The organism is Kitasatospora sp. NPDC004669, from assembly GCF_040609455.1.
GTDB lineage: Bacteria > Actinomycetota > Actinomycetes > Streptomycetales > Streptomycetaceae > Kitasatospora.
Map to the genome: position 1 here is coordinate 69,696 of NZ_JBEXKB010000035.1, position 21,247 is coordinate 90,942.

Here is a 21,247-nt window from a genome sequence, read left to right on the forward strand (position 1 = left end):
CGGCCCGCTCCCGGCGGCTGTCCGCCGAGTGCCGGACCCTGATGCGGGCGGCCAAGGAGGCCTATCGGCCGATCCTCGAAGAGATCGAGGCCCGCCCGGGTGCGGAACGTCGATGTCCGCCCGTCGGGGCCGCGGCGCGTCCGCGGCCGGCATACCTACGGAACGATGACGACCTTGCCTGCGACGGTGTGGGATTCGGCCAGTGCGAGCGCCGCCGCGGCTTCGTCCAGCGGGAACTGCGCGGCGACCTGTGCGGTGAGCGCACCGTCGGCCAGCAGCGCCAGCACCTGGGTGAGGTCCTCGCGCAGTCGGGTGCGGAAGGCGTCCGGGCGCCGCTTGCCCGCCCAGAAGTTGTAGAAGTGCGCGGACTTGCCGTTGGGCAGGAAGTTCCACAGTGCCAGCCGCGCGAACAGTTTCAGCACCGGGAGCTGCGAGTTGCCGCTCTCGTCCTTCGTGGCGGCGGTGCCGTAGGACACCAGCACCCCGCCGCGGCGAAGGAGCCGCCAGGAGTCCGTCAGTCCGGCGCCGCCGACGTGGTCGAACACCGCGTCCACGCCGTGCGGCGCGAGCTCCCGGATGCGCCGGTACGCGGCCGGGTCACGGTAGTCGACCGGGATCGCGCCCAACTCGCGGACCGTGTCGTGGTGCCGCGCCGACGCCGTGCCGATCACCGTGATCCCCGCGCGCCGGGCCAGTTGCACGAGTGTCGACCCGACTCCGCCGTTGGCGCCGAGGACCACGATCGTCGCGCCTCCGGGCACCTTCGCGGTCCGGTGCAGCATCTGCCAGGCCGTCACCCCGTTGACCACGACGGTCTCCGCGTCGGCGGCCGTCACGCCGTCCGGCACGGGCACCAGATCGGCGGCGTCGAGCAGCAGGAAGCTGGCCCAGGCGCCGGTTTTGGTGACCGCGGCGAACCGCCGTCCGATCATCGCGGTGTCGACCTCCGGGCCGGTCGCGACCACCGTGCCGACCACGTCGTAGCCGGGCACGAAGGGGAAGGGCGGTTGGTCGTAGTACTTGCCGCGACGCATCTGCTGCTCGGCGAAGGACACGCCGGTCGCGTCCATCCGCAGCAGGACCCGGCCCGCGGCGGGCGGCGGGAGGTCGCGGGTGCGCACCTGGAGGCCGCTCGTGTCGACGGTGCCCGGCAGGACGACCTCGGTGGCATGGGTGACGACAGCGTCGTTCATGACGTACTCCGTATCGGCTCAACTGTGGGTACGGCCGTAAAGTTACACATGTAATCCTAGGCCGCACAAGAGCTTGCCCGCTGTAAGTTTTCATCTGTAAGCTCACGCCATGGGCAACGAACCGAGCACGACACCCACCCGCCCCCGCAACCGCCGCGGGGAAGGCGCCCGCCTGCGCGACGACATCGTGGCCGCGGCGGTCGAACTGCTCGACGAGGCCGGCAGCGAAACCGCCGTCACCCTCCGAGCCGTCGCCCGCCGCGTCGGGATCGCCGCGCCCTCGATCTACCGGCACTTCCCCGATCAACCGGCCATCATGCTGGCCGTGGTGAGGCAGGCCTTCGATCAACTGGAGGCGCAGCTGCGCGCGGCCCTGGACGCGGCCGGTGCCGACCCCCGGCAGCGACTGTTCGCCGTGTCCCACGCCTACCTGGGGTTCTCCCAGGACCACCCCGAGCGGTACCGCACCATGTTCGGCGGCCTCTGGGTGCCCGCGCTGCAGGGCACCACCGTGACGGTGAGCGACATGGAAGCCGTCGGCCAGGCATCCCTGCAACTGCTGACCGAGACACTGGGCGCGTGCGTCACCGCCGGCCAGGCCACCAGCACCGACGTCTACGCGGACACCGTCGCACTCTGGCTGGGCCTGCACGGACTGGCGCACCAGAGGGCGGTGACGGTCGCCTTCCCGTGGCCTCCGGACATCGCCGACCGCCTCATCACCACGCTGGCGCACCTCAAGAGCGCATGAATCGTCCCGCACGAGGGGGCACACGAGAGGGCAGGGGTCGCCGCAAGGCCGTCCACCGACGTCGCGGCGCACTCCCCGGGCCGACCTGCGGCACGGCGGCGGGTCGGCCCGGACCGCACCGGTCCTGATCGTCGGCCGGTTCGCCTTGGACGTGCGCGGCGCCGAACTCCCGTGGCGCCGAACTCCCGCCGGGGGAACGGGTGGTGCCGCGGCCGTTGACTGCCGACGGTCCCGGTGCCAGCATCGCGCTGTGACCGATGGCCGCACCTCCGCGATCCGTATTCCCACCGGCCTCTGGCAGCGCGTCGTCCTGACCGTGGCCGGCGCCGTCTTCCTTCTCATCGCGATCGGTGAGATCGCGCAGGAGCCAGGGGGCTCCAAGGTGTTCGGGGCGGTGATGGGCGTCGTTTCGGTGGTGATGATCTACCGGGTCCTGCGGATGGGTCTGGTCATCGACGACTCCGGAATCACCAGCCGCACGATGGAGTGGACACACCGGATCCCGTGGTGCGAGATCGCGTCGGTCGACCTGGCCGATGCCGGTTCCGCCTCCGGCCTCGGGACCGCGCTCGCCATCACGACGCACAAGGGCCGAAGGATCATCCTGCGCAGTCTCGCCGGCTACTCGACGCGGGGCACCACCGCCCGGTTGCGGCAGATGAAGGCACAGCTCGACGCGACGCTCGCCGGCCACCGGACGGGCTGCGGGACCTGCGCGCACGCCGGTCCCGCGTAGTCGCTCCCGGCGGGGAAGTCACCTTCGCGGCCGGGCGTGGGAAGTCGCACGGGCCGACAGCGGCCTGGCCGGCGGCCAGGGCCGACTCGCCTGTCCTGCGCGGAGTCGGGCCCTCACCTGGAGTTCTGACTCAGGGAGAACCATGCATGGCACCGTGCTCGCCGACCGCTACCGGCTGGAGGAGTGGCTGGGCGGCGGGTCGATGGACATATGTGCGGATCACGGCCGGGGGCTTGGTGGGCGGCTCCTCGCCCCACAGGTCCTCGATGAGTTGACCCGTCGACACGGCGTGCTTGGGCCTCAACAGCAGCGCGAGCAGCATGGTCCGCTGTTTCGGTGACCCGAGCGCGAGCTCGCCGCCGTCCCGCCACCCCCGCACCGGCCCCAGTACCGCGAACCGCAACCAGCCCACCGGCCGTCCCCCTCCGTCCGCAAACGAACCTCCGGCGCATGATACCGACCGCATCACTCCTGGTCAGGGCGTGGCGATCGTCCCTCGGGTCGCCGCCGCGCCCGGCATGGGGGCCGGGCGCGGCGGCAGCGCCTTCAGGAGGCGTTCTTGACCGCGAGGACGTCGACCAGGCGGATGTCGGGCGCCGCCGCGAGCAGTTCCGGGCCGACCTCGGACAGGGCCGCCGGGATACGGCCGGTGAGGTGGGCCTGGCGCGCGTCCTCGTCGGCGAAGGCATCGAAGATGCCGAAGGTCGCGCCGTCGACCTGGAACGCGTACCAGACCCGGGTGCCGGGTTCGTCCTCGACGACGGCGCGGCCGGCGTCCAGGAAGGCGGCCAGGTCCGTTTCCTTGCCCGGCTTGGCGGTCAGCAGTGCGAGGACTCCGAGCTTCAGGGTCATGACGGGATCTCCATGGTGAGTCGGGAGGCCGCGACGCCTTGGGTGGCTGCGCGGTGGCGGGCCGGAGAGTGGAATTCCGGCCCGGGAAAGACGCTATGGTCACGGTCGATCTGCCGCGAGCGGCGGAAACGACGTTTCGAGTACCGTTTACGCCATGCGGATTGTGATGGCGGCGGTGGACGGCGTCTTCGACTCGGGGCTTTCGACGATCATGGACGTGCTCGGCGCGGCGAACTCGCTGAGCGCGCGGGACGGTGGCGCGCCGCCGTTCTCGGTGACCGTGGTCGGCGGCGGGCCGCAGGTCCGCACCGGGAACGGGCTGAGCCTGGCGACCGTTCCGTTCGGGGAACTCCCGCACGGGACCGACCTGTTGCTGATGCCGGCGGTGGGCTTCCAGGCCCCCGACCGGGTGGTCGCGGCGGTCCGCGAGCCCGCCAACGCCTGGCTGCTCGACCTCGCCGCCGCCTCCGCCGCCTCCGGAACCCCGCTGGCCGCCGCGTGCAGCGGAGCGTTCTTCCTGGCCGAGTCGGGCACGCTCGAACGCAAGCGTGCGACGACGAGCTGGTGGTTGGGCCCCGCCTTCCGCGCCCGGTACCCCGGTGTGGTGCTGGAGGACTCACGGACGCTGATCCAGGACGGCCCGGTCACCACCGCGGGCGCGGCCTTCGCCCACATCGACCTCGCCCTGTGGGTGGTGCAGCGCCACAGCCCCGCCCTCGCCGATCTCGTCGCCCGGTACCTGCTGATCGGGGACAGACCGTCGCAGGCCGCCTTCGCGCTCCCCACCCAGCTGGCCCAGGCGGACCCGCTGATGGCCGCCTTCGAACGGTGGGCCCGCGCACACCTGGCCGATCCGCCCCCGCTGGCGGAAGCCGCCCGCACGCTCGGCGTGAGCCAGCGGACCCTGCAGCGCACCGCGCAGACCGTCCTGGGCAGATCACCCCTGGACTTCGTCCAGGACATCCGACTGGACGAGGCCACGTTCCTGCTGCGCACCACCACGCTCAGCGCCGAGGCCATCGCCGGCCGGGTCGGTTACCGCAACGTCAGCACCCTGCGCGAGCTGGTCCGGCGCCGACGCGGCTCATCCCTGGAGACGCTGCGCCACGGAGGTGCCGACGCTCCTGCGCAGTCCCCGCCGCTGTCGTCCTAGTGTCCTGAGCCCGGAATTCGTGGACATCCCCGCGGACCGGGACCTGCTGACTCCTCGCCACATACGCAGGCGCCTGCGCCTGCCACGTCGGGTTGCACGAGGACGGCGAGCGGTGATGCCCCGCGCGGGCTCCGGACCGGCGCCGACGTTCAGACCGCGTGCAGTCCGTGCGCGGCGAACACCGATCGGGCCTCGGCGACCTGCGCCGGGGTGGGCGCCGGGGTGTCGGCGAGGGGGAAGTCGAGGCCGAGTGCGCGCCACTTGGGGGCGCCCAGCTTGTGGAAGGGCAGGACGTCGACCCTGGTGACGTTGCCGAGCGAGGCGGCGAAGGCGGCGACGCCCTCGACGTTGGCGGCGAGGTCGGTCAGGTGCGGGACGAGGACGAAGCGGACCCAGACCTCGGTGCCGAGGTCGGCGAGGCGGCGGGCGAAGTCCAGGGTGGGGGCGAGCCGTTGCCCGGTCAGGTGGCGGTAGAGGGCGTGGTCCCAGGACTTGATGTCGAGCAGGACGAGGTCGGTGTCGGCGAGCAGCGCGTCGGTGGCACGGGCACCGAGGAAGCCGGAGGTGTCCAGCGCGGTGTGCAGACCGAGGTCGTGCTTGAGGCGGTGCAACAGCTCGCCGGTGAGGGCGGGTTGGAGCAGCGGTTCGCCGCCGCTGATGGTGGCGCCGCCGCCGGAGGCGTGGATGAAGGCGGTGTACTTGGCGGCCTCCCGGACGATCTCGTCGGCCGTGCAGGGCCGTCCGTGCCGCATCGGCCGGGTGTCGGGGTTGTGGCAGTAGAGGCAGCGGAGCGGACAGCCGGCCAGGAAGGCGACGAAGCGGGTGCCGGGGCCGTCGACACCGGTGGACAGGTCCCAGGAGTGCAGCACGCCGGTGACCGGGGGCTTGGCGGTGGGGGGCATGGGGGCTCTTCCTGCGGGGCGCGGTGCCGACGCCCGAGGTCTGGGGGGCGTCGGCACCGCGAGCGGGGGGCGAGGGCTACAGGGCGTCGTGGAAGGTGCGGCCGATCACGTCGAGTTGCTGTTCCCGGGTGAGCCGGACGAAGTTGACCGCGTAGCCGCTGACCCGGATGGTGAGCTGCGGGTACTTCTCCGGGTGTTCCATCGCGTCGAGGAGGGTGTCCCGGTCGAGGACGTTGACGTTCATGTGGAAGCCGCGGCAGGTGGTGTAGCCGTCCAGCACGCCGACCAGGTTGCGCACCCGTTCCTCGGGGGTGCGGCCGAGCGCGTCCGGGGTGGCGGTGTTGGTGAGCGAGATGCCGTCCTCGGCGTGGTCGTACGGCAGTTTGGCGACGGACAGCGCGCTCGCCACGTAGCCGTGGGCGTCACGCCCGTTCATCGGGTTGGCACCGGGGGAGAAGGGCTCGCCGGCCCGCCGTCCGTCCGGGGTGTTGCCGGTCTTCTTGCCGTAGACGACGTTGGAGGTGATGGTCAGGACGGACTGGGTGTGTTCGGCGCCCCGGTAGGTGGGGTGCTTGCGCACCTTCGCCATGAAGTCCTCGACCAGCCGGACCGCGATCTCGTCCGCCCGGTCGTCGTTGTTGCCGTACGCCGGGTAGTCGCCGTCGACCAGGTAGTCGGTGACCAGGCCGGTCTCGTCCCGTACCGGCCTGACCTCGGCGTACCTGATCGCGGACAGCGAGTCGGCGGCCACCGCGAGTCCGGCGATGCCGCAGGCCATGGTGCGCCGGACGTCCCGGTCGTGCAGGGCCATCTCGATCCGCTCGTAGGCGTACCTGTCGTGCATGTAGTGGATGACGTTCAGCGCGTGGACGTACGTCCCGGCCAGCCACTCCAACTGCTCGTCGAGGCGGGCCAGTACCTCGTCGTAGTCGAGCACCGCTCCGCCGACCGGCTCGGTGGCCGGGCCGACCTGGGCGCCGGTCAGCTCGTCCCGGCCGCCGTTGATCGCGTAGAGCAGGGTCTTGGCGAGGTTGACGCGGGCACCGAAGAACTGCATCTGCTTGCCGACCTCCATGGCGGAGACGCAGCAGGCGATGGCGGTGTCGTCGCCGAAGCGCGGGCGCATCAGCTCGTCGGACTCGTACTGCACCGAGGAGGTGTCGATCGACACTCGGGCGCAGAACTCCTTGAATCCCCTGGGGAGTTGCGGTGACCAGAAGACCGTCATGTTGGGCTCGGGCGCCGGACCCAGGTTGTAGAGGGTCTGCAGGTAGCGGAAGGACGTCCGGGTGACCAGCGTCCGCCCGTCCGCGCCCATGCCGCCGATCGACTCGGTGACCCAGGTCGGGTCCCCGGAGAACAGCTCGTCGTACTCGGGAGTGCGCAGGAAGCGCACGATCCGCAGCTTGATGATGAAGTCGTCCACCAGCTGCTGTGCCTGACGTTCCGTCAGTATGCCGCCGGCCAGGTCGCGCTGGAGGTAGACGTCGAGGAAGGTCGAGGTGCGGCCGAGCGACATCGCCGCGCCGTTCTGCTCCTTGACCGCCGCCAGGTAGGCGAAGTAGAGCCACTGGATCGCCTCGCGGGCGGTCACGGCCGGGCCCGAGACGTCGTACCCGTACGCCGAGGCCATCTCCTTGAGCTCGCCCAACGCCCGGATCTGTTCGGCGAGTTCCTCGCGCTCGCGGATGATCTCCTCCACTCGCGCCGGGTCGGTGGGCGCCGGGTCCAGCCCGGCCTTCTCGGCGAGCTTGGCCTCGACCAGCCGGTCCACGCCGTAGAGGGCGACGCGGCGGTAGTCGCCGATGATCCGGCCGCGCCCGTAGGCGTCCGGCAGGCCAGTGATCACGCCGGCCTTGCGGGCGGCCCGGATCTCGGGGGTGTAGGCGTCGAACACGCCGTCGTTGTGGGTCTTGCGGTACCGGGTGAAAACCTTCTCGAGTTCCGGGTCGACCGGGTAGCCGTAGGTCCGCAGCGCGCCGGCGACCATCCGCCAGCCGCCGTTCGGCATGATCGCCCGCTTGAGCGGGGCGTCGGTCTGCAGGCCGACGATCAACTCGCGCTCCCGGTCGATGTACCCGGGCGCGTGCGCGGTGATGGTGGACGGGACGTCGTGGGCGACGTCGTACACGCCCCGGGCGCGCTCCTCGGGGAAGCGGTCGGTGATCCGCCGCCAGACCGCCGTGGTCCGCTCGGTCGGGCCGGTCAGGAAGGCCGCGTCGCCCCGGTACGGCGTGTAGTTGTGCTGGATGAAGTCGCGGACGTCGATCGCGTCGCGCCACAGGCCGCCCTTGAAGCCGTCCCAGGCGCCGGTGATGCCGATGGTCCGCTCGTGCTGCGGGGTGGTCATCTCGGTGTCCTCTCTCAGGCCTGGTCGCCGTAGTAGGCCCGGCGCATCAGCTGCTGCATGTCGGCCACCATCGGCATCCGGGGGTTGGCGGGGGCGCACTGGTCCTCGTAGGCGTTCATCGCCTGCTGGGGCAGGGCGGCGAGGAAGGCCGCCTCGTCCACGCCGGCCGCCTTGAAGGAGGGCGGGATGCCGACCCTGTCGCGCAGTTCCTCGACCGCCGCCGCGAGGGCTTCGACGCCCTGCTCGGGGGTGGCGGCCGGCAGGCCGAGCATCCGGGCGATGGCCTGGTAGCGCTCGGGGGCGGTGTAGCTGCGGTACTTGGGCCAGCCGGTGACCTTGGCCGGGGCGGAGCCGTTCCAGCGGATCACGTGCGGCAGCAGCAGGGCGTTGGTGCGGCCGTGGGCGACGTGGAAGGTTCCGCCGAGGGTGTGGGCCATGGCGTGCACCACCCCGAGGAAGGCGGAGCCGAAGGCCATGCCGGCGATCGTCCCGGCGTTGTGCATCTTCTCCCGGGCCACCGGGTCGTTCGGCCCGTCGGTGACGGCCCGTTCCAGGTTCTCGAAGATGAGCCGGATGCCCTGCAGGGCCAGCCCGTCGGTGAAGTCGTTGGCGTAGACGGACACGTAGGTCTCGATGCAGTGGGTGAGTGCGTCGAAGCCGGTGTCCGCGGTGACGTGCGCCGGCAGGGTGGTGGTCAGCGCCGGGTCCACGATGGCTACGCTCGGGGTGAGCGCGTAGTCGGCGAGCGGGTACTTCTGGCCGGTGGCGGTGTCGGTGATGACCGCGAACGGGGTGACCTCGCTGCCGGTGCCCGAGGTGGTCGGGACGCACACCAGCTTGGCCTTCTCGCCCAGGTCGGGGAAGGTGAAGGCACGCTTGCGGATGTCGAAGAACTTCTCCTTCAGGTCCGCGAACTCCACCTCCGGGTGCTCGTACATCAGCCACATCACCTTGGCCGCGTCCATCGGCGAGCCGCCGCCCAGCGCGACGATCGTGTCCGGCTCGAACTCCCGCATCAGCGCGGCGCCGTTGCGGACGGTGTCGATGCTCGGATTCGGCTCGACGGAGTCGATGACCCGCACCTCGACCGGGTCACGGCGTCGGCCGAGCACACCCCGGATCCGCTCCAGGTGGCCGATCTCCACCATGGTCCGGTCCGTGACGACGACGATCCGGCGCGCGTTCGGCATGCTCGCCAGGTACTTGACCGAGTTGCGCTCGAAGTAGATCTTCGGCGGGACCTTGAACCACTGCATGTTGGTGTTGCGCCGCCCGATCCGCTTGATGTTGAGGAGGTTCAGCGCCGAGACGTTCCCGGACACCGAGTTGTGCCCGTAGCTGCCGCAGCCGAGAGTCAGCGAGGGCGTGAAGGCGTTGTAGACGTCGCCGATGCCGCCCTGAGAGCTCGGCGCGTTCCAGATGATCCGGCAGGCCTTCACCGCGTGCCCGAACTCCTCCACGAACGCCGCGTCCTCGGTGTGCACTGCGGCCGAGTGTCCCAGGCCGTCGAACTCCACCATCGCGGCGGCCAGTTCGACGCCCTCCTGACGCGAACCGGCGGTCAGCACGGCCAGCACCGGGCAGAGCTTCTCCCGGGTCAGCGGTTCGGCCGGGCCGACCCGGTCGCAGTCGGCGAGGATCACCGAGGTGTCGGCCGGCACCACGAAACCTGCCGCCTCGGCGACCTGCGCCGCCGAGCGGCCCACCGCGTCGGAGTTCAGCCGGCCGCCCGAGCAGGCCGTCCCGTCGCCGGCGCCGAACAGGTACCGCTCCAGCAGGGCCTTCTCCTCGGCGCTCGCGTGGTGCGCCTTCAGCTTGCGGAACTCGGCGAGCGCCGCGTCCCGGATCCCGGCGTCCAGCACGACGGCCTGCTCGGAGGCACAGATCATGCCGTTGTCGAAGGACTTGGACAGCACGATGTCGTTGACCGCCCGCTTGAGGTCCGCGCCGCGCTCGATGTACGCCGGGACGTTGCCGGCGCCGACGCCCAGGGCCGGCTTGCCGCAGGAGTACGCGGCCCGCACCATCGCATTGCCGCCGGTGGCCAGGATGGTGGCGACGTCCGGATGATTCATCAGGGCGCGGGTGGCCGCCATCGACGGCTCCTCGATCCACTGGATGCAGTGGACCGGAGCCCCGGCCGCCACCGCCGCGTCCCGGACGATCCGGGCGGCCTCGGCGGAGCAGCGCTGGGCCGAGGGGTGGAAGGCGAAGACGATCGGGTTGCGGGTCTTCAGCGCCAGCAGGCCCTTGAAGATCACGGTCGAGGTCGGGTTGGTCACCGGGGTGACGCCCGCGACGACCCCGACCGGCTCGGCGATCTCCACGATGCCGTCGATCTCGTCCCGGTGCACCACCCCGACCGTCCTGGTCCGGGCCATCACATGGGTGACGTTCTCGCAGGCGAAGACGTTCTTGACCGCCTTGTCCTCGAAGACCCCGCGGCCGGTCTCCTCCACGGCCAGCACCGCGAGCGCGGTGTGCCGTTCCAGTGCGGCCAGCGAGGCCTTCTTGACGATGTGGTCGACCTGCTCCTGGGTGAAGGAGGCGTACGCGGCCAGCGCGTCGAGCGCGTCGCGCACCAGGGCGTCGACGGCGGTCGGCTCGGGGGTGGGAAGGCTGCTGCTCTCGGGAGCCGCCTTCGACTCGTGCTGCGGGCGACGGGCCATGCTGGACTGCCTTTCCGGATCATCGTCCGATGTCAGGGCGCCGGGCGGGTGCCGTGCGCGCCGTCCCCTCCAGGCTTGCTCGTGCTGGGCGCCGGGGGATCGGCCCAATGGGACCCGCTCGCGGCCGAAGGTCCCGGGTCCCCTGCGCGGTTGGTCCCGTGTCAGGGGCCCGGGTGCGACCGGTGGTTCACCGGTGCGGTACGACGGCGACGGGGCAGTGGGTGTGGTGCAGCACCGACTGGGCCACCGCCCCCAGCCGGGGCCCGGCCATCGGGTGCGCGGGCGCGCGCCGACCGAGCACGACCAGCGAGGCGGTGCGGGAGGCCTCCGCGAGCATCCGGCCCGGGCTCCAGGCGCACACCTCCGCCTCGGTGCGGACCCCGGGGAACTTGTCCCGCCAGCGCGCCAGCGCGTCCTGGAGCCGCACCTGTTCGGAGGCCGCCAGCGACTCCCCGATCTCCCACACGCCCACCGGCGCCTCGGTGGTGTACGGGCCGTGGTAGGTGTCGCGGCTCTCCATCACCCGCAGACGGGCGCCCGTAGCGGCCGCGTGCTGGAAGGCGAAGGCGAGCACGGCGTCGCAGGGCCGGTCGCCCTGCACGCCGACGACGACCTCGCCAGGCGCTGCGGCCGGTTCGTCCGTCACGTCCGGTCCCGCGGGTCCGTCCGACTCGGCGGGGCCGCCCGCTCCGGCGGGGACCAGCACCACCGGGCAGTCGGTCCGGGCGGCGGCGCGCAGCCCGACCGAGCCGACCAGTAGCCCGGTGAAGCCGCCGACGCCACGCGACCCGAGGACCAGCACCGAGGACCGCCGGGACGTGGCGGCCAGCGCGTAGGCCGGGTTCCCGGGGACGATCTCGCAGGAGACCGCCAGCTCCGGCAGCGCGGCCTTGATCCGGTCCCGGATCGCGGCCACCGGCCGCGGAAGTGCGCTCCCGCCGCCGAGTTCGCGCTCCAGGGCGTCGACCTCGCCCCCGGCGACGTGGACCATCCGCAGCGCGAGCCCGTTCCGCCGGGCCTCCCGGGCGGCCCATCCGGCCGCCGCCGCGCTCTGCGTCGAGCCGTCGATCCCCACCACCACGTCGTGCGACATGTCAGTGACCTCCCTGGTCAGCGGACGGCCGCGGCACCGGCGGCCGCGGTCCCGTCCGACGACCAGACTCCCGCCGGATCGGTGTCCGGACACAGGGGCCGCCCGGCCCCGGTCGCGAACCGAAGGTCCCGGGACCAGGGGCCGTGGGGAGGCGCGGAAGTGGTGTGCTGGCCACCCGCCGTTCGGCGCCGTCTGCGAGAATCGGCGGCGACCGCGGCGATCAGGAGGGTGCCCGTGAGCAGCGAGACAGTTCGGTCACGGATGCCGCAACTGCGGCTGGACGAGCTGCTGGAGGAGCTCCAGGCCCGGATCGACGCGGCCCGGGGCACCCGGGACCGGGTGCACAGCCTGCTGGAGGCGGTGCTGTCGGTCGGCCGGGAGCTGGACCTGACGCAGGTGCTGCGCAGGATCGTGGAGGCCGCGGCCGTCCTGGTGGACGCCCGCTACGCGGCGCTCGGGGTGATCGGGCCGGATGGGAGACCCTCTCGCAGTTCCACACGATCGGCCTGTCGGACGAGGACATCGAACGGATCGGCCCCTTCCCGACCGGGCGGGGCCTGCTCGGCGAGCTGATCCGCCACCCGGCGCCGCTGCGGCTGGCCGACCTCTCCGAACACGCCTCGTCGGTGGGCTGCCCGGCGCACCATCCCGTGATGCGGACCTTCCTCGGGGTGCCGGTGCGCGTGCGCGACGAGGTGTTCGGCAACCTCTACCTGACCGACAAGCAGGGCGGGGAGGAGTTCGACGCCGACGACGAGGCGGTGATCTCCACGTTGGCCGTGGCGGCCGGGGTGGCGGTCGACAACGCCCGGCTGTACGAGGAGGCCCAGCGCCAGCAGCACTGGCTGAGCGCGAGTGCGGAGATCACCCGCGCCCTGCTGTCCGGCGGGTCCCGCTCCGAGGTGCTGGAGCTGATCGCCCAGCGGGCGCGGGAGATCACCGGCGCGGACCTGGCGGACGTCTCCGTTCCGGTGCCGGGGACGGGAACGGTCCGGGTGGAACTGGCGCTCGGCGGCGACGCGGCCGGCCGGTCGGGCCTGGTGGTGCCGCTGGAGGGGTCGCTGTCGGGTGCGGCCTGCGCCTCGGGGGTGCCGGTGACCACGGTGGACCTGGCCGGCGATCCCCGGCTCTCCGCCGGGCCGAGCCGCTTCGCCGGGCTCGGACCGGCGGTCGCGGTGCCGCTGGGTCGGGCGGAGGGGCAGATCGACGGCGTGCTGCTGCTGGCCAGGGAGACGGGCCGGCCCGAGTTCACGGAGTGGGAGATCGGCCCGCTGCTGGGCTTCGCCGACCAGGCCGCGCTGGCCCCGGAGCTGGCGGAACGCCGCCGGGACGCCGAGCAGCTGGCGATGCTGGAGGACCGCGACCGGATCGCCCGCGACCTGCACGACCTGGCCATCCAGCGCTTGTTCGCCACGGGCATGACGCTGCAGAGCGCCGCCCGGTTCATCGATCACGCCACCGCCTCGGACCGGGTGCTGCGTGCGGTGGGGGACCTGGACGAGACCATCAAGATCATCAGGTCGACCATCTTCGGCCTCCGGGCCAGGGAGGACGCCACCGGCCACGGCCTGCGGGCCAGGGCCGTCCGTACGGTGGAGCAGGCGCAGGCGGTGCTCGGGTTCGCGCCGCGGCTGAGCATGGAGGGCCTGTTGGACACGGACGTCCCGTCGGAGGTGGCCGAGCACGTCCTCGCCGTCCTGGCCGAGGCGCTGAGCAACACGGCCCGGCACGCGGGGGCGGGCCGGGTGGAGGTCGCGCTCCAGGCGGCGGCGGGTCGGGTGGTGGTGTCCGTGCAGGACGACGGGGTCGGCGTTCCCGAGCAGGGGCGGCGCAGCGGGCTGCGGAACCTGGCGGAGCGGGCGCAGACGCTGGGCGGGTCGTTCGAGCTGGTCCGCCCGGCGGAGGGCGGCACCCGGCTGGTCTGGTCGGTCCCGCTGCCGGTCTGACCGGTCGGCCGGAGTGTTCCGGCGGTCAGGGCCGGGTGTCCGGCAGCAGGAGGCCGGTGACCAGTTCGGGCCGGATCCGGATCGAGACCTGGCGCGACAGCCGGACCGCCGGGGCGGACGGCACCCCTGTGACGCGAACCTCCCGGCCGGACGGGGCCATTTCGCCGGACGGGGCCCCGCCGTCCGACGGGGCCTCCTTGTCGGAGACCTCCGAGACGTCGGCCCGTCCCAGCACGGTCACGCTCCAGCCGGTGCCGTCCGTTCCGTCGATCTCGCCCGCCTCGAACGCCACCAGCGCCCCGGAGACCGCGCGCACCAGCTCGGAGCGGGCCGCGACGCGCAGCAGCACGCTGCCGTCCCCGCCGATTCGGTAGGGGACCGGCAGGACGGCCGGTAGGGCGCCGACCGTGTAGACCACGCGGCCGACCGAGCTGCCGGCCAGCAGGCGGAAGCAGTGCTGCTCGTCCAGGGCCGCGTGCGGGGTGGGGATGCGGTCGGGTTCCATGCCTTCGATTGTTCGCGTCGCACGCGGAACGGGGGAGGGCCGTTCGGTCCCTGCCCGACCGCCGAGCGGACCGGGACCGGGGGGCCGAGGGCCCGGCGCTACGCGGCGGTGAGGGTCCGGTCGACGATCCGGGCGGCCTGGACGCGCCGCTCGACGCCGAGTTCGGCGAGCAGCCGGGAGATGTGGTTCTTCACCGTCATCTCGGCGAGGTACAGCCGCTCGCCGATCTGTCGGTTCGTCAGCCCCTTGCCGACCAGGGCCAGGATCTCCCCTTCCCGCTGGGTGAGTTCGGGCAGACCGGCCACCTGGTACGCGGGCGCCAGCAGGACGGCGTCCGGCCGGTGGCGGTGCGCCGCCGCCAGCGCGGCCCCGCGCCGCCCGGCCGCGAGGTCGGTGAGCGCGACGCCGGTGCCCGCGAGGGCGGCCGCCACCAGGGCGAGCGCGGCCAGGAGCAGTGCGCGGCTCCGGGCCCGGTCCAGCGGGCGGCTCAGCGGGTTGCGCGCGGAGCCGCAGGCGCTGCGCAGATGGTGGCGCAGCGGCCGTGCGCGCTTGACGGGCCGTACGAGTCCGGAAGTGCTGGGCATGTCCGTCAACTCCTTCGTGGGGCCGGGCCCCGGGGACGGTCGCCGCCCGGTGGGTGACCGGACGCCACTCTCGCGGCCGGACGTGACGGCGGCCCAGGGACCGACGGGGCCCGGGGCGGGGCCAATGGTCCCGAGGGGACGCGAGGCGCGGTGGTGAGCGCGGGGCGCGCACGTCGAGCACCGGGAGCGCACCGTCGTCCGGCGTGCCCTGCCGGGACTCTCGGGACGTCCACACCGGGACGTGCGGCAACCACGAGAGGGACCGTTGACCCCTGCTGCGCGAGGCCCCCGCCCTTCGAGGATCAACCTCAGCGAACGCGGAAACCGCAGTCGCTCCCGGCCTTTGGCCCGTCACGAAGAAGCCCCCGACGGCCCGCGCTGGACAGCGGTGCCCGGATCACCCTCGTCGAGGACGTCGAGGAGGCCGTGCGCGGCGCCGACTACCTCTACACCGACGTGTGGGTCTCGATGGGGGAGGAGCCGGCGAAGTGGCGGGAGCGGGTCGAACTGCTCCTGCCCTACCAGGTGAACGCCAAGACCCTCGTGGCCACCGGGAATCCGGTCTTCTTCACCGACACGGTGACCGGGCGGGGGAACGTCCTGTACCACCGCTACGACGGCCACTACGGGCTCATCACCCCCGCGGAGGAGTGAGCGGGAGCCCCCCGGCCGGGACGGGCGGCCCCCGCTCAGAGGCCGCTGGTCCCGGCCCGACGGGCCCGCCCGGTCCTGTCGCCGACCGGCCGCCGACCGGATGACGGACGGTGCGCACACACCGAGCCGCGGCGACACGCTCTTCTCTATCGGCGACCTGGCTCGGCGGACCGGGCTGACGGTCAAGACCGTTCGGTTCTGTTCCGACGCCGGGATCGTGCCGCCGACGGACCGCAGCCCAGCTGGCTACCGGCTCTATGACATCAGCGCACTCGCGCGTCCGGACCTGGTGCGCACTCTTCGCGACCCGGTTGCTGCGCAGGCGCGGCATCCGCCGCACGCGATCCGGATGATCGACGGTCCGCTGGGCGTGGGGCCGCTCGGCTGGCGGCATCGGGCCGGGGCGGGACGATGGAGTGAACCGACGCCGTCGGCCGCGGGCGGGCGTGCGTGCGTCGGCGGGAGGAGGTGGCCGGATGGAGGCCGGGCACGCGGTGCCGTCGGGAGCGGTCTCGTCGGGCCGGGATCCCGCGATGGAGCCGGGCGGACTGTTGGACGTCCTGGGCGTCGCCGCGGTGGTGCTGGACGAGCAGGGGCGGATCGTGCTGTGGAGCCCGCAGGCCGAGGACCTGTTCGGCTACCGCGCGAGCGAGGCCCTCGGCCGCCCTGCCGCCCAGGTGCTGGTCGACGAGCAGCACCTGGAGCTGGTGCTGTCGCTGTTCGCGAAGGTGATGTCCGGGGGCGGGGCGTGGGCCGGGGTCTTCCCGGTGCGGCACAAGGACGGCTCCACGCTGCTGGCCGAGTTCCGCAACATGCGCCTGGAGGACGAGAGCGGCCGGTACTACGCGCTCGGCCTGGCCTCGGACCAGGCCACGCTCCGGCGCCTCGAACGGGACCTCGCCCTGTCGCTGCGCCTGGTGGAGCAGTCCCCGATCGGACTGGCGGTGATGGACACCGACCTGCGCTACGTCCTGGTCAACCCGGAGCTGGAGCGCCTCAACGGGCTGCCCGCCGCCGAGTGCCTGGGCCGCACCGTCCGGGAGGCCCTGCCGTCCCTGGACACCGAGGCGATCGAGGCGGCGATGCGGGAGGTCCTGGCCACCGGCACCCCGCTGCTGAACCACTTCACCACCGGACGCACCCACGCCGACCTCGAGACCGAGCACGCCTGGTCGGCGTCCTTCTACCGTCTGGAGGACCCCGCGCATCGCGTGATCGGCGTCGCCGCCTCGGTCGTCGACGTGACCGAGCAGCACCGGGCCGCCACCGCCGCGGCGGCGGCCCGGCGCCGCCTCACCGTGATCGCCGACGCTTCCGAACGCATCGGCACCACCCTCGACCTCGACACCACCGCCCGCGAACTCGCCGATGTGCTGGTCCCCGAATTCGCCGACATCGCCGCCGTCGACGTTCTCGAAGCCGTTCTCACCGACACCCCGACCCAGAACACCAAGGGCAGCCCGGCCGTCTTCCGGGCCCTCGCGGTCAAGGCGGCCTACCCCACCCCCGCCACCGAGGCCGCCGACCCGGTCGGCCAGATCGCCCGCTACGACGCCACCCGCCTGGTCACCCGCTGCGCCCGCACCGGCCGCCCGATCCTGCTGGCCCACGTCACCGACCTCGACCTGCCACGCATCGCCCGCGACGAACAGGCCGTCGAACTGCTCAGGCAGGCCGCGATCCACTCCTACCTCGCCGTACCGTTGCGCGCCCGCGGCCAGGTCCTCGGCGCGCTCGACCTCAAGCGTGCCCGCAACGATCAGCCGTTCGACCACGACGACCTGGTACTGGCCGGCGAGCTCGCCGCCCGCGCGGCCGTCGCCATCGACAACGCCCGCTGGTACCAGCGTCAGCGCCACGCCGCGCTCGCCCTCCAGCGTCACCTACTGCCCGGTCCGACCCCGCAGCCGCCCGGGCTGGAGGTCGCCTCCCGCTATCAGCCGGCCTCCAGCGTCGGCGAGGTCGGCGGCGACTGGTTCGATGTCATCCCGCTGACCGCCGACCGGACCGCGCTGGTGGTCGGTGACGTCATGGGTAGCGGTATCAACGCGGCCGCCACCATGGGCCAACTCCGCACCGCGGCACGAACCCTCGCCGTCCTCGACCTGGATCCGGCCGCCGTGCTGACCCACCTCGACGGGATCGCCGCCAGCCTCGGCGAGTCCATCGCCACCTGTGTCTACGCCGTTTACGACCCCCGCCGCCAACGCTGCCTCATTGCCACGGCCGGCCATCTGCCCCCGGTCCACACCCGCCCCGGTGCCCTGCCGGTCCTGCTCGACCTGCCCGCCGGAGCACCCCTGGGCGTCGGCGGCGTAGCCTTCCACGAGACGCCGCTCGACTTCGCGATCGGTGACGAACTGGTCCTCTACACCGACGGGCTCGTGGAGACCCGCGACCACGACATCGACACCCGCCTCGCAGCCCTCACCGACCTCCTCGGCCGACCGCGCCGCTCCCCGGAGGAGACCTGCGACCTCCTCCTCGGCGCTCTGTACCACCTGAGCGGCAACGACGACGTCGCACTCCTCGTCGCCCGCGCCCGGCCTCTGCACCGCGCGGGCGCAGTCACGCATCCGTGAATCCCGCGGCAGCGCTCGGTCCCGCGGTCGAGCGCCGAGGACCGGGAGGTGCCTCGGCCACCGCCCGACGAGCCCCGCCGTTCGGGAGGCGGACCGGCCCGTTCGGACGTGTACTGGGGGCTGGGGCCGTCGAGCGAATGGACGGTGCAGCCGTGCGAACCGCCACTGCCACAGTCATCCGGCCGAAGACGCTCTTCGACCGCACGGACGAATGGGAAGCGCTCGTCGCGTTCGCGGGCGACGCGCGTCCGGGCCCAGCTGTCGGCATGGTGACCGGGCCGCGCGGTCAGGGCAAGACCCACCTGCTCCAGGAGTTCGTCCGGGCGACCGGCGGCTTCTACTTCGGTGGGCCGGAGGCGGTGGAGGCGGAGTCCCTGCGCCGGCTCTCCGACGAGCTGGCCCACCACGCCGGAGAAGGCCCACCCGTTCGCTGGCAGGGCTGGGGGGACGCCCTGGACGCTCTGCTGGCCCTCGGCGCCGACCGTCCCGTTCCGATCGTGCTCGACGGGTTCCCGGAACTGGTGCGGCAGAGCCCCGCGCTGCCGGCTGCCGTCGTCGCCGCCTGCCACCGGCTCCGCAGTGGGAACCGGCCGAACCGGGCGAGGCTGCTGTTGTGCGGCAGCGCCATGTCGGTGATGTGCCGGCTGCTCGGGAGCGCCTCGACGGCGATCGACTTCCAGCTCGAGGTCAGGCGGCTCGACCATCGGCAGGGCGCGCTGCTGTGGGGCCTGGACGACCCCGTTCTCGCCCTCCTGGTCCATGCCGTCGTCGGTTCGAGCCCGGTCTTCCGCTACGACGCGGCGGGTGAGGACACGCCCCTGCACCGGGACGAGTTCGACTCCTGGGTGTGCCGGACCGTCCTCAACCCGCGGCTGCCCTTGTTCTGGCGGGCGGGTCACGTGATCGAGCGGGAGCCCGACGGCTGGGACCGAGCCCTGTGTCACTCCACCGTGACCGCCGTCGCCGACGGCTGCTCGACCGCCGGGGCCATCGCCGACCGGCTGGCCCATCCCGCCACCGACATCCTGCGGGTCCTGACCAGGTTGAGCGAGAGCGGTCTCGTGGCGGGCCTGCCGGACGCCTTCCGTCCCGGCGTCACGCACCACCGCATCGCCGAACCGTTGCTCGCCTTCGATCACACCGTCATCCGGCCCCACCACGACGCCCTCGAACGGCGGGAGGCCACCCAGGTGTGGCGCTCCGCCCGTGCGGCCTTCCACTCCTCCACGCTGGAACGGCACTTCGCCCAGGTGTGCCGGGAGTGGGCGTTCGGCTGCGCGGCCCCCGACACCTTCGGCGCGGCCCCAGCGGCGGTCTCGCCCGGCACCGTGCCCGTGGCACGTGGGCTCGGGCCGTCAGTGGCCGACGTGGTGGTCCGCGGAGCGGCCGGAGCGGCCCACAGCCGTCGGCAGGCGCTGCTCTCGGTCGGGCTGGCGCGCTGGAACGAGACGCTGGATCTGCCCCACCTCCACGAAGTCCAGCGGATCGTGGCCACACTCGCCGAGCTGGGCGAGGACGTGAGCCGCACCCGGCCCGCCCTCTACGGAGCGGCCGGATTCAGCGCGCGCCTGCGGTCCGCCGAAGCCCACGGCGAGCTGATCCTGGTCGACCTTCCGCGTCTCTACGTCGGCGCCTAGGACCCGACCTCGCGCGGAGGACCCCGAACACCCCAGCCGGGAGAGCCGAACGGTGGAACGCAACCGCTACGCGGACCTGCTGCGCGTGGGGGCGATCGGCACGGTCGTCCTCGGCCACTGGCTGCTGACGAACGCCACCTACCGCGACGGTCAGCTCTCGGGTCAGGACGCGTTGCAGTACGTCGCCTGGGGACGCTGGCTGACACTGCTGGGCCAGGTGATGCCGGTCGTCTTCCTGGTCGGAGGCTTCGCCAACGCGGCCTCGTGGACCGAGCACCGCGGCCACGGCGGGGACTGGGTGAGCTGGTTGCACCGACGCGCCCTCCGGCTGCTCTGGCCCACCACGGTGTATCTGGCCGCGGCCTTCCTCGGGGTCACCGCGGCCCGGGTGAGCGGCGCAGGTACGAGTGAACTGGCGCGGACCGGTTGGTACATCGCCCTGCACCTGTGGTTCCTGCCGGTCTACCTGCTGCTGATCGCCCTCACTCCCGTGCTCCTCGCCGCGCACCACCGGTGGGGTCTCCGGCTGCCCTTGGTGATGGCGATCGCCGCCGCGGCCGTGGATCTCGCGGTACTCGGCCCGCGTCTGCCAGTGGTCGGCTTCGCCAACTACCTGCTGGTGTGGGGCTCCATGCACCAGTGGGGATTCGCCTGGCACGACGGTCAACTCACCATCGGCCGGCGCCCGTTCGTGATGGCCGCGGCCGGTGCGCTTCTCCTTGCGGGCCTGCTGGCCTGGGGCCCGTTCCCGATCGACATGGTCGGTACCGGCAGCCGCGCCGGCAACACCACGCCGCCGTCCATCGCCCTGCTCGCCTTCGCCGCGACCCAGTGCGGCCTCCTCCTGGCGGCGGAGCCCTCGGGGCAGCGTCTGCTCGCCGCAGCGAAGCGGCAGGACCGGCTCGCCCGCCTCAACCGGTCGGTGATGACGGTCTACCTGTGGCACCCCGTCCCGGTGGTGATCGTCACGATCACGCTCTACCCGCCCGGGCTCGTGCCCCAGCCCGCTGTCGGCTCCTGGCAGTGGTGGGCGCTGCGCCCGCTCTGGCTCGCCGTCCTGGCCCTTCTGCTCGCCCCACTGACCCTGGCCGTGCAACGGGCGCAGCGACCGCTGCGCCGCCTTGCCGCCGACCCGGGAGACGGCGGGCGCAGGTCGGCCGTTCTGCTCGTCTGCGGTCTGGCCGTGGTCCTGCCCGCTCTCGCTCGACTGGCCATCGGCGGTTTCGCCCCCGCCGGGCGCTTGGCCTGGGGCGTCCTCGCGTTGTACGTCGGCGGGTTCCTGCTGGTGCTGTTCTCCCGCCGCCGGCCCCGGCGCGGCTGACGAATTTCAGCCCAGTCCTCCACGCCGATCACTTCTCCTCCACCCTGACCCCAGGTCTCCTGGAGTCAGGATGTTCAAGAGATCGCGCGGGGAGCCGCGGCCGGTACCGAGCCGCGCCTGACGGGCCCTCACGGTCATCGCGCCGCGAGCGGGTCGCACCGCCCCTTCTTCGGAGGCGACGGTCCATTGCGCTCCGCCCCTGCTCCGGCGGTCCACGGCCACACCGTCCGCGGTGCCGGCGGGCGCGGACCCCTTCGCGCCCGGCGCCCGTGCGGCGGGGAGTTGACGGACTGCAGTCGTCCAGGCGACTCCTGCCGCC

15 protein-coding genes and 5 pseudogenes are annotated in these 21,247 nt (G+C 72.8%); 10 read left to right on the forward strand and 10 right to left on the reverse strand.

All coding sequences use genetic code 11. From position 1 onward, the window contains the following. Positions 1-155 precede the first annotated feature (155 nt). The gene (locus ABZW30_RS26680) at positions 156-782 is read right to left on the reverse strand and encodes a zinc-binding dehydrogenase (RefSeq protein ID WP_355673751.1); all 627 of its coding nucleotides are present in this window, start codon (positions 780-782) and stop codon (positions 156-158) included. Here ABZW30_RS26680 and ABZW30_RS26685 point away from each other — a divergent pair. After that, entirely contained in the window at positions 673-984 is a 312-nt protein-coding gene (locus tag ABZW30_RS26685) for a hypothetical protein (protein WP_355673752.1), read from the forward strand. The genes ABZW30_RS26680 and ABZW30_RS26685 overlap by 110 nt on opposite strands. On the opposite strand, the pseudogene ABZW30_RS26690 reads toward ABZW30_RS26685, so the two are convergent. Beyond that, positions 921-1,193: pseudogene (locus ABZW30_RS26690) on the reverse strand (alcohol dehydrogenase catalytic domain-containing protein); the annotation flags it as partial. The gene ABZW30_RS26685 and the pseudogene ABZW30_RS26690 overlap by 64 nt on opposite strands. A gap of 109 nt (positions 1,194-1,302) precedes the next feature. On the opposite strand from ABZW30_RS26690, the gene ABZW30_RS26695 reads away from it, so the two are divergent. Both ABZW30_RS26695 and ABZW30_RS26700 read left to right on the forward strand, forming a co-directional pair. Beyond that, on the forward strand, positions 1,303-1,944 hold the full coding sequence (locus ABZW30_RS26695) for a TetR/AcrR family transcriptional regulator (RefSeq protein ID WP_355673729.1): 642 nt from the start codon (positions 1,303-1,305) through the stop codon (positions 1,942-1,944). Between the two features lie 250 nt (positions 1,945-2,194). Next, the gene (locus tag ABZW30_RS26700; protein WP_355673730.1) at positions 2,195-2,680 is read left to right on the forward strand and encodes a hypothetical protein; all 486 of its coding nucleotides are present in this window, start codon (positions 2,195-2,197) and stop codon (positions 2,678-2,680) included. Between the two features lie 130 nt (positions 2,681-2,810). Here ABZW30_RS26700 and ABZW30_RS26705 read toward each other — a convergent pair whose 3' ends face one another. Then, on the reverse strand, positions 2,811-3,092 hold the full coding sequence (locus ABZW30_RS26705) for a winged helix-turn-helix domain-containing protein (protein WP_355673731.1): 282 nt from the start codon (positions 3,090-3,092) through the stop codon (positions 2,811-2,813). Between the two features lie 134 nt (positions 3,093-3,226). Beyond that, entirely contained in the window at positions 3,227-3,532 is a 306-nt protein-coding gene (locus ABZW30_RS26710; protein ID WP_355673732.1) for an antibiotic biosynthesis monooxygenase, read from the reverse strand. Between the two features lie 154 nt (positions 3,533-3,686). On the opposite strand from ABZW30_RS26710, the gene ABZW30_RS26715 reads away from it, so the two are divergent. Beyond that, complete coding sequence (locus ABZW30_RS26715) at positions 3,687-4,685, forward strand: helix-turn-helix domain-containing protein (RefSeq protein ID WP_355673733.1); 999 nt, start codon at positions 3,687-3,689, stop codon at positions 4,683-4,685. Between the two features lie 149 nt (positions 4,686-4,834). On the opposite strand, the gene pflA is transcribed toward ABZW30_RS26715, so the two are convergent. The 4 genes from pflA to ABZW30_RS26735 all read right to left on the reverse strand — a co-directional run bounded on the left by pflA (position 4,835) and on the right by ABZW30_RS26735 (position 11,699). Then, positions 4,835-5,587: a pyruvate formate-lyase-activating protein gene (gene pflA / locus ABZW30_RS26720; protein ID WP_355673734.1), complete on the reverse strand. Its 753-nt coding sequence runs from the start codon at positions 5,585-5,587 to the stop codon at positions 4,835-4,837. Between the two features lie 76 nt (positions 5,588-5,663). Continuing rightward, positions 5,664-7,937, reverse strand: coding sequence for a formate C-acetyltransferase (gene pflB, locus ABZW30_RS26725; protein WP_355673735.1), 2,274 nt, complete (start codon positions 7,935-7,937; stop codon positions 5,664-5,666). A gap of 14 nt (positions 7,938-7,951) precedes the next feature. Next, on the reverse strand, positions 7,952-10,606 hold the full coding sequence (gene adhE / locus ABZW30_RS26730; RefSeq protein WP_355673736.1) for a bifunctional acetaldehyde-CoA/alcohol dehydrogenase: 2,655 nt from the start codon (positions 10,604-10,606) through the stop codon (positions 7,952-7,954). A gap of 187 nt (positions 10,607-10,793) precedes the next feature. Continuing rightward, positions 10,794-11,699 (reverse strand): universal stress protein, encoded by a 906-nt coding sequence (locus tag ABZW30_RS26735; protein WP_355673737.1) that lies wholly within the window; start codon positions 11,697-11,699, stop codon positions 10,794-10,796. 261 nt (positions 11,700-11,960) lie between these two features. On the opposite strand from ABZW30_RS26735, the pseudogene ABZW30_RS26740 reads away from it, so the two are divergent. After that, positions 11,961-13,645 (forward strand): annotated as a pseudogene (locus ABZW30_RS26740) (GAF domain-containing protein). A gap of 25 nt (positions 13,646-13,670) precedes the next feature. Here the strand turns inward: ABZW30_RS26740 and ABZW30_RS26745 are convergent. After that, positions 13,671-14,150: a pyridoxamine 5'-phosphate oxidase family protein gene (locus ABZW30_RS26745; RefSeq protein WP_355673738.1), complete on the reverse strand. Its 480-nt coding sequence runs from the start codon at positions 14,148-14,150 to the stop codon at positions 13,671-13,673. Between the two features lie 98 nt (positions 14,151-14,248). Continuing rightward, positions 14,249-14,446: pseudogene (locus ABZW30_RS26750) on the reverse strand (LuxR C-terminal-related transcriptional regulator); the annotation flags it as partial. A 672-nt stretch (positions 14,447-15,118) separates the two neighbouring features. Here ABZW30_RS26750 and ABZW30_RS26755 point away from each other — a divergent pair. The 5 genes and pseudogenes from ABZW30_RS26755 to ABZW30_RS26775 form a co-directional block, all read left to right on the forward strand. Beyond that, positions 15,119-15,295 (forward strand): annotated as a pseudogene (locus ABZW30_RS26755) (ornithine carbamoyltransferase subunit F); the annotation flags it as partial. A gap of 193 nt (positions 15,296-15,488) precedes the next feature. Beyond that, positions 15,489-15,695 (forward strand): annotated as a pseudogene (locus tag ABZW30_RS26760) (MerR family transcriptional regulator); the annotation flags it as partial. Between the two features lie 226 nt (positions 15,696-15,921). Then, entirely contained in the window at positions 15,922-17,970 is a 2,049-nt protein-coding gene (locus tag ABZW30_RS26765; protein WP_355673753.1) for a SpoIIE family protein phosphatase, read from the forward strand. Between the two features lie 152 nt (positions 17,971-18,122). Next, positions 18,123-19,607, forward strand: coding sequence for an ArsR family transcriptional regulator (locus tag ABZW30_RS26770; protein WP_355673739.1), 1,485 nt, complete (start codon positions 18,123-18,125; stop codon positions 19,605-19,607). Positions 19,608-19,659: 52 nt separating this feature from the next. Next, positions 19,660-20,928 carry an acyltransferase gene (locus ABZW30_RS26775; protein WP_355673740.1) on the forward strand — a complete coding sequence of 423 codons (1,269 nt, stop codon included), beginning with the start codon at positions 19,660-19,662 and terminating at the stop codon, positions 20,926-20,928. The last annotated feature ends 319 nt before the right edge of the window (positions 20,929-21,247 follow it).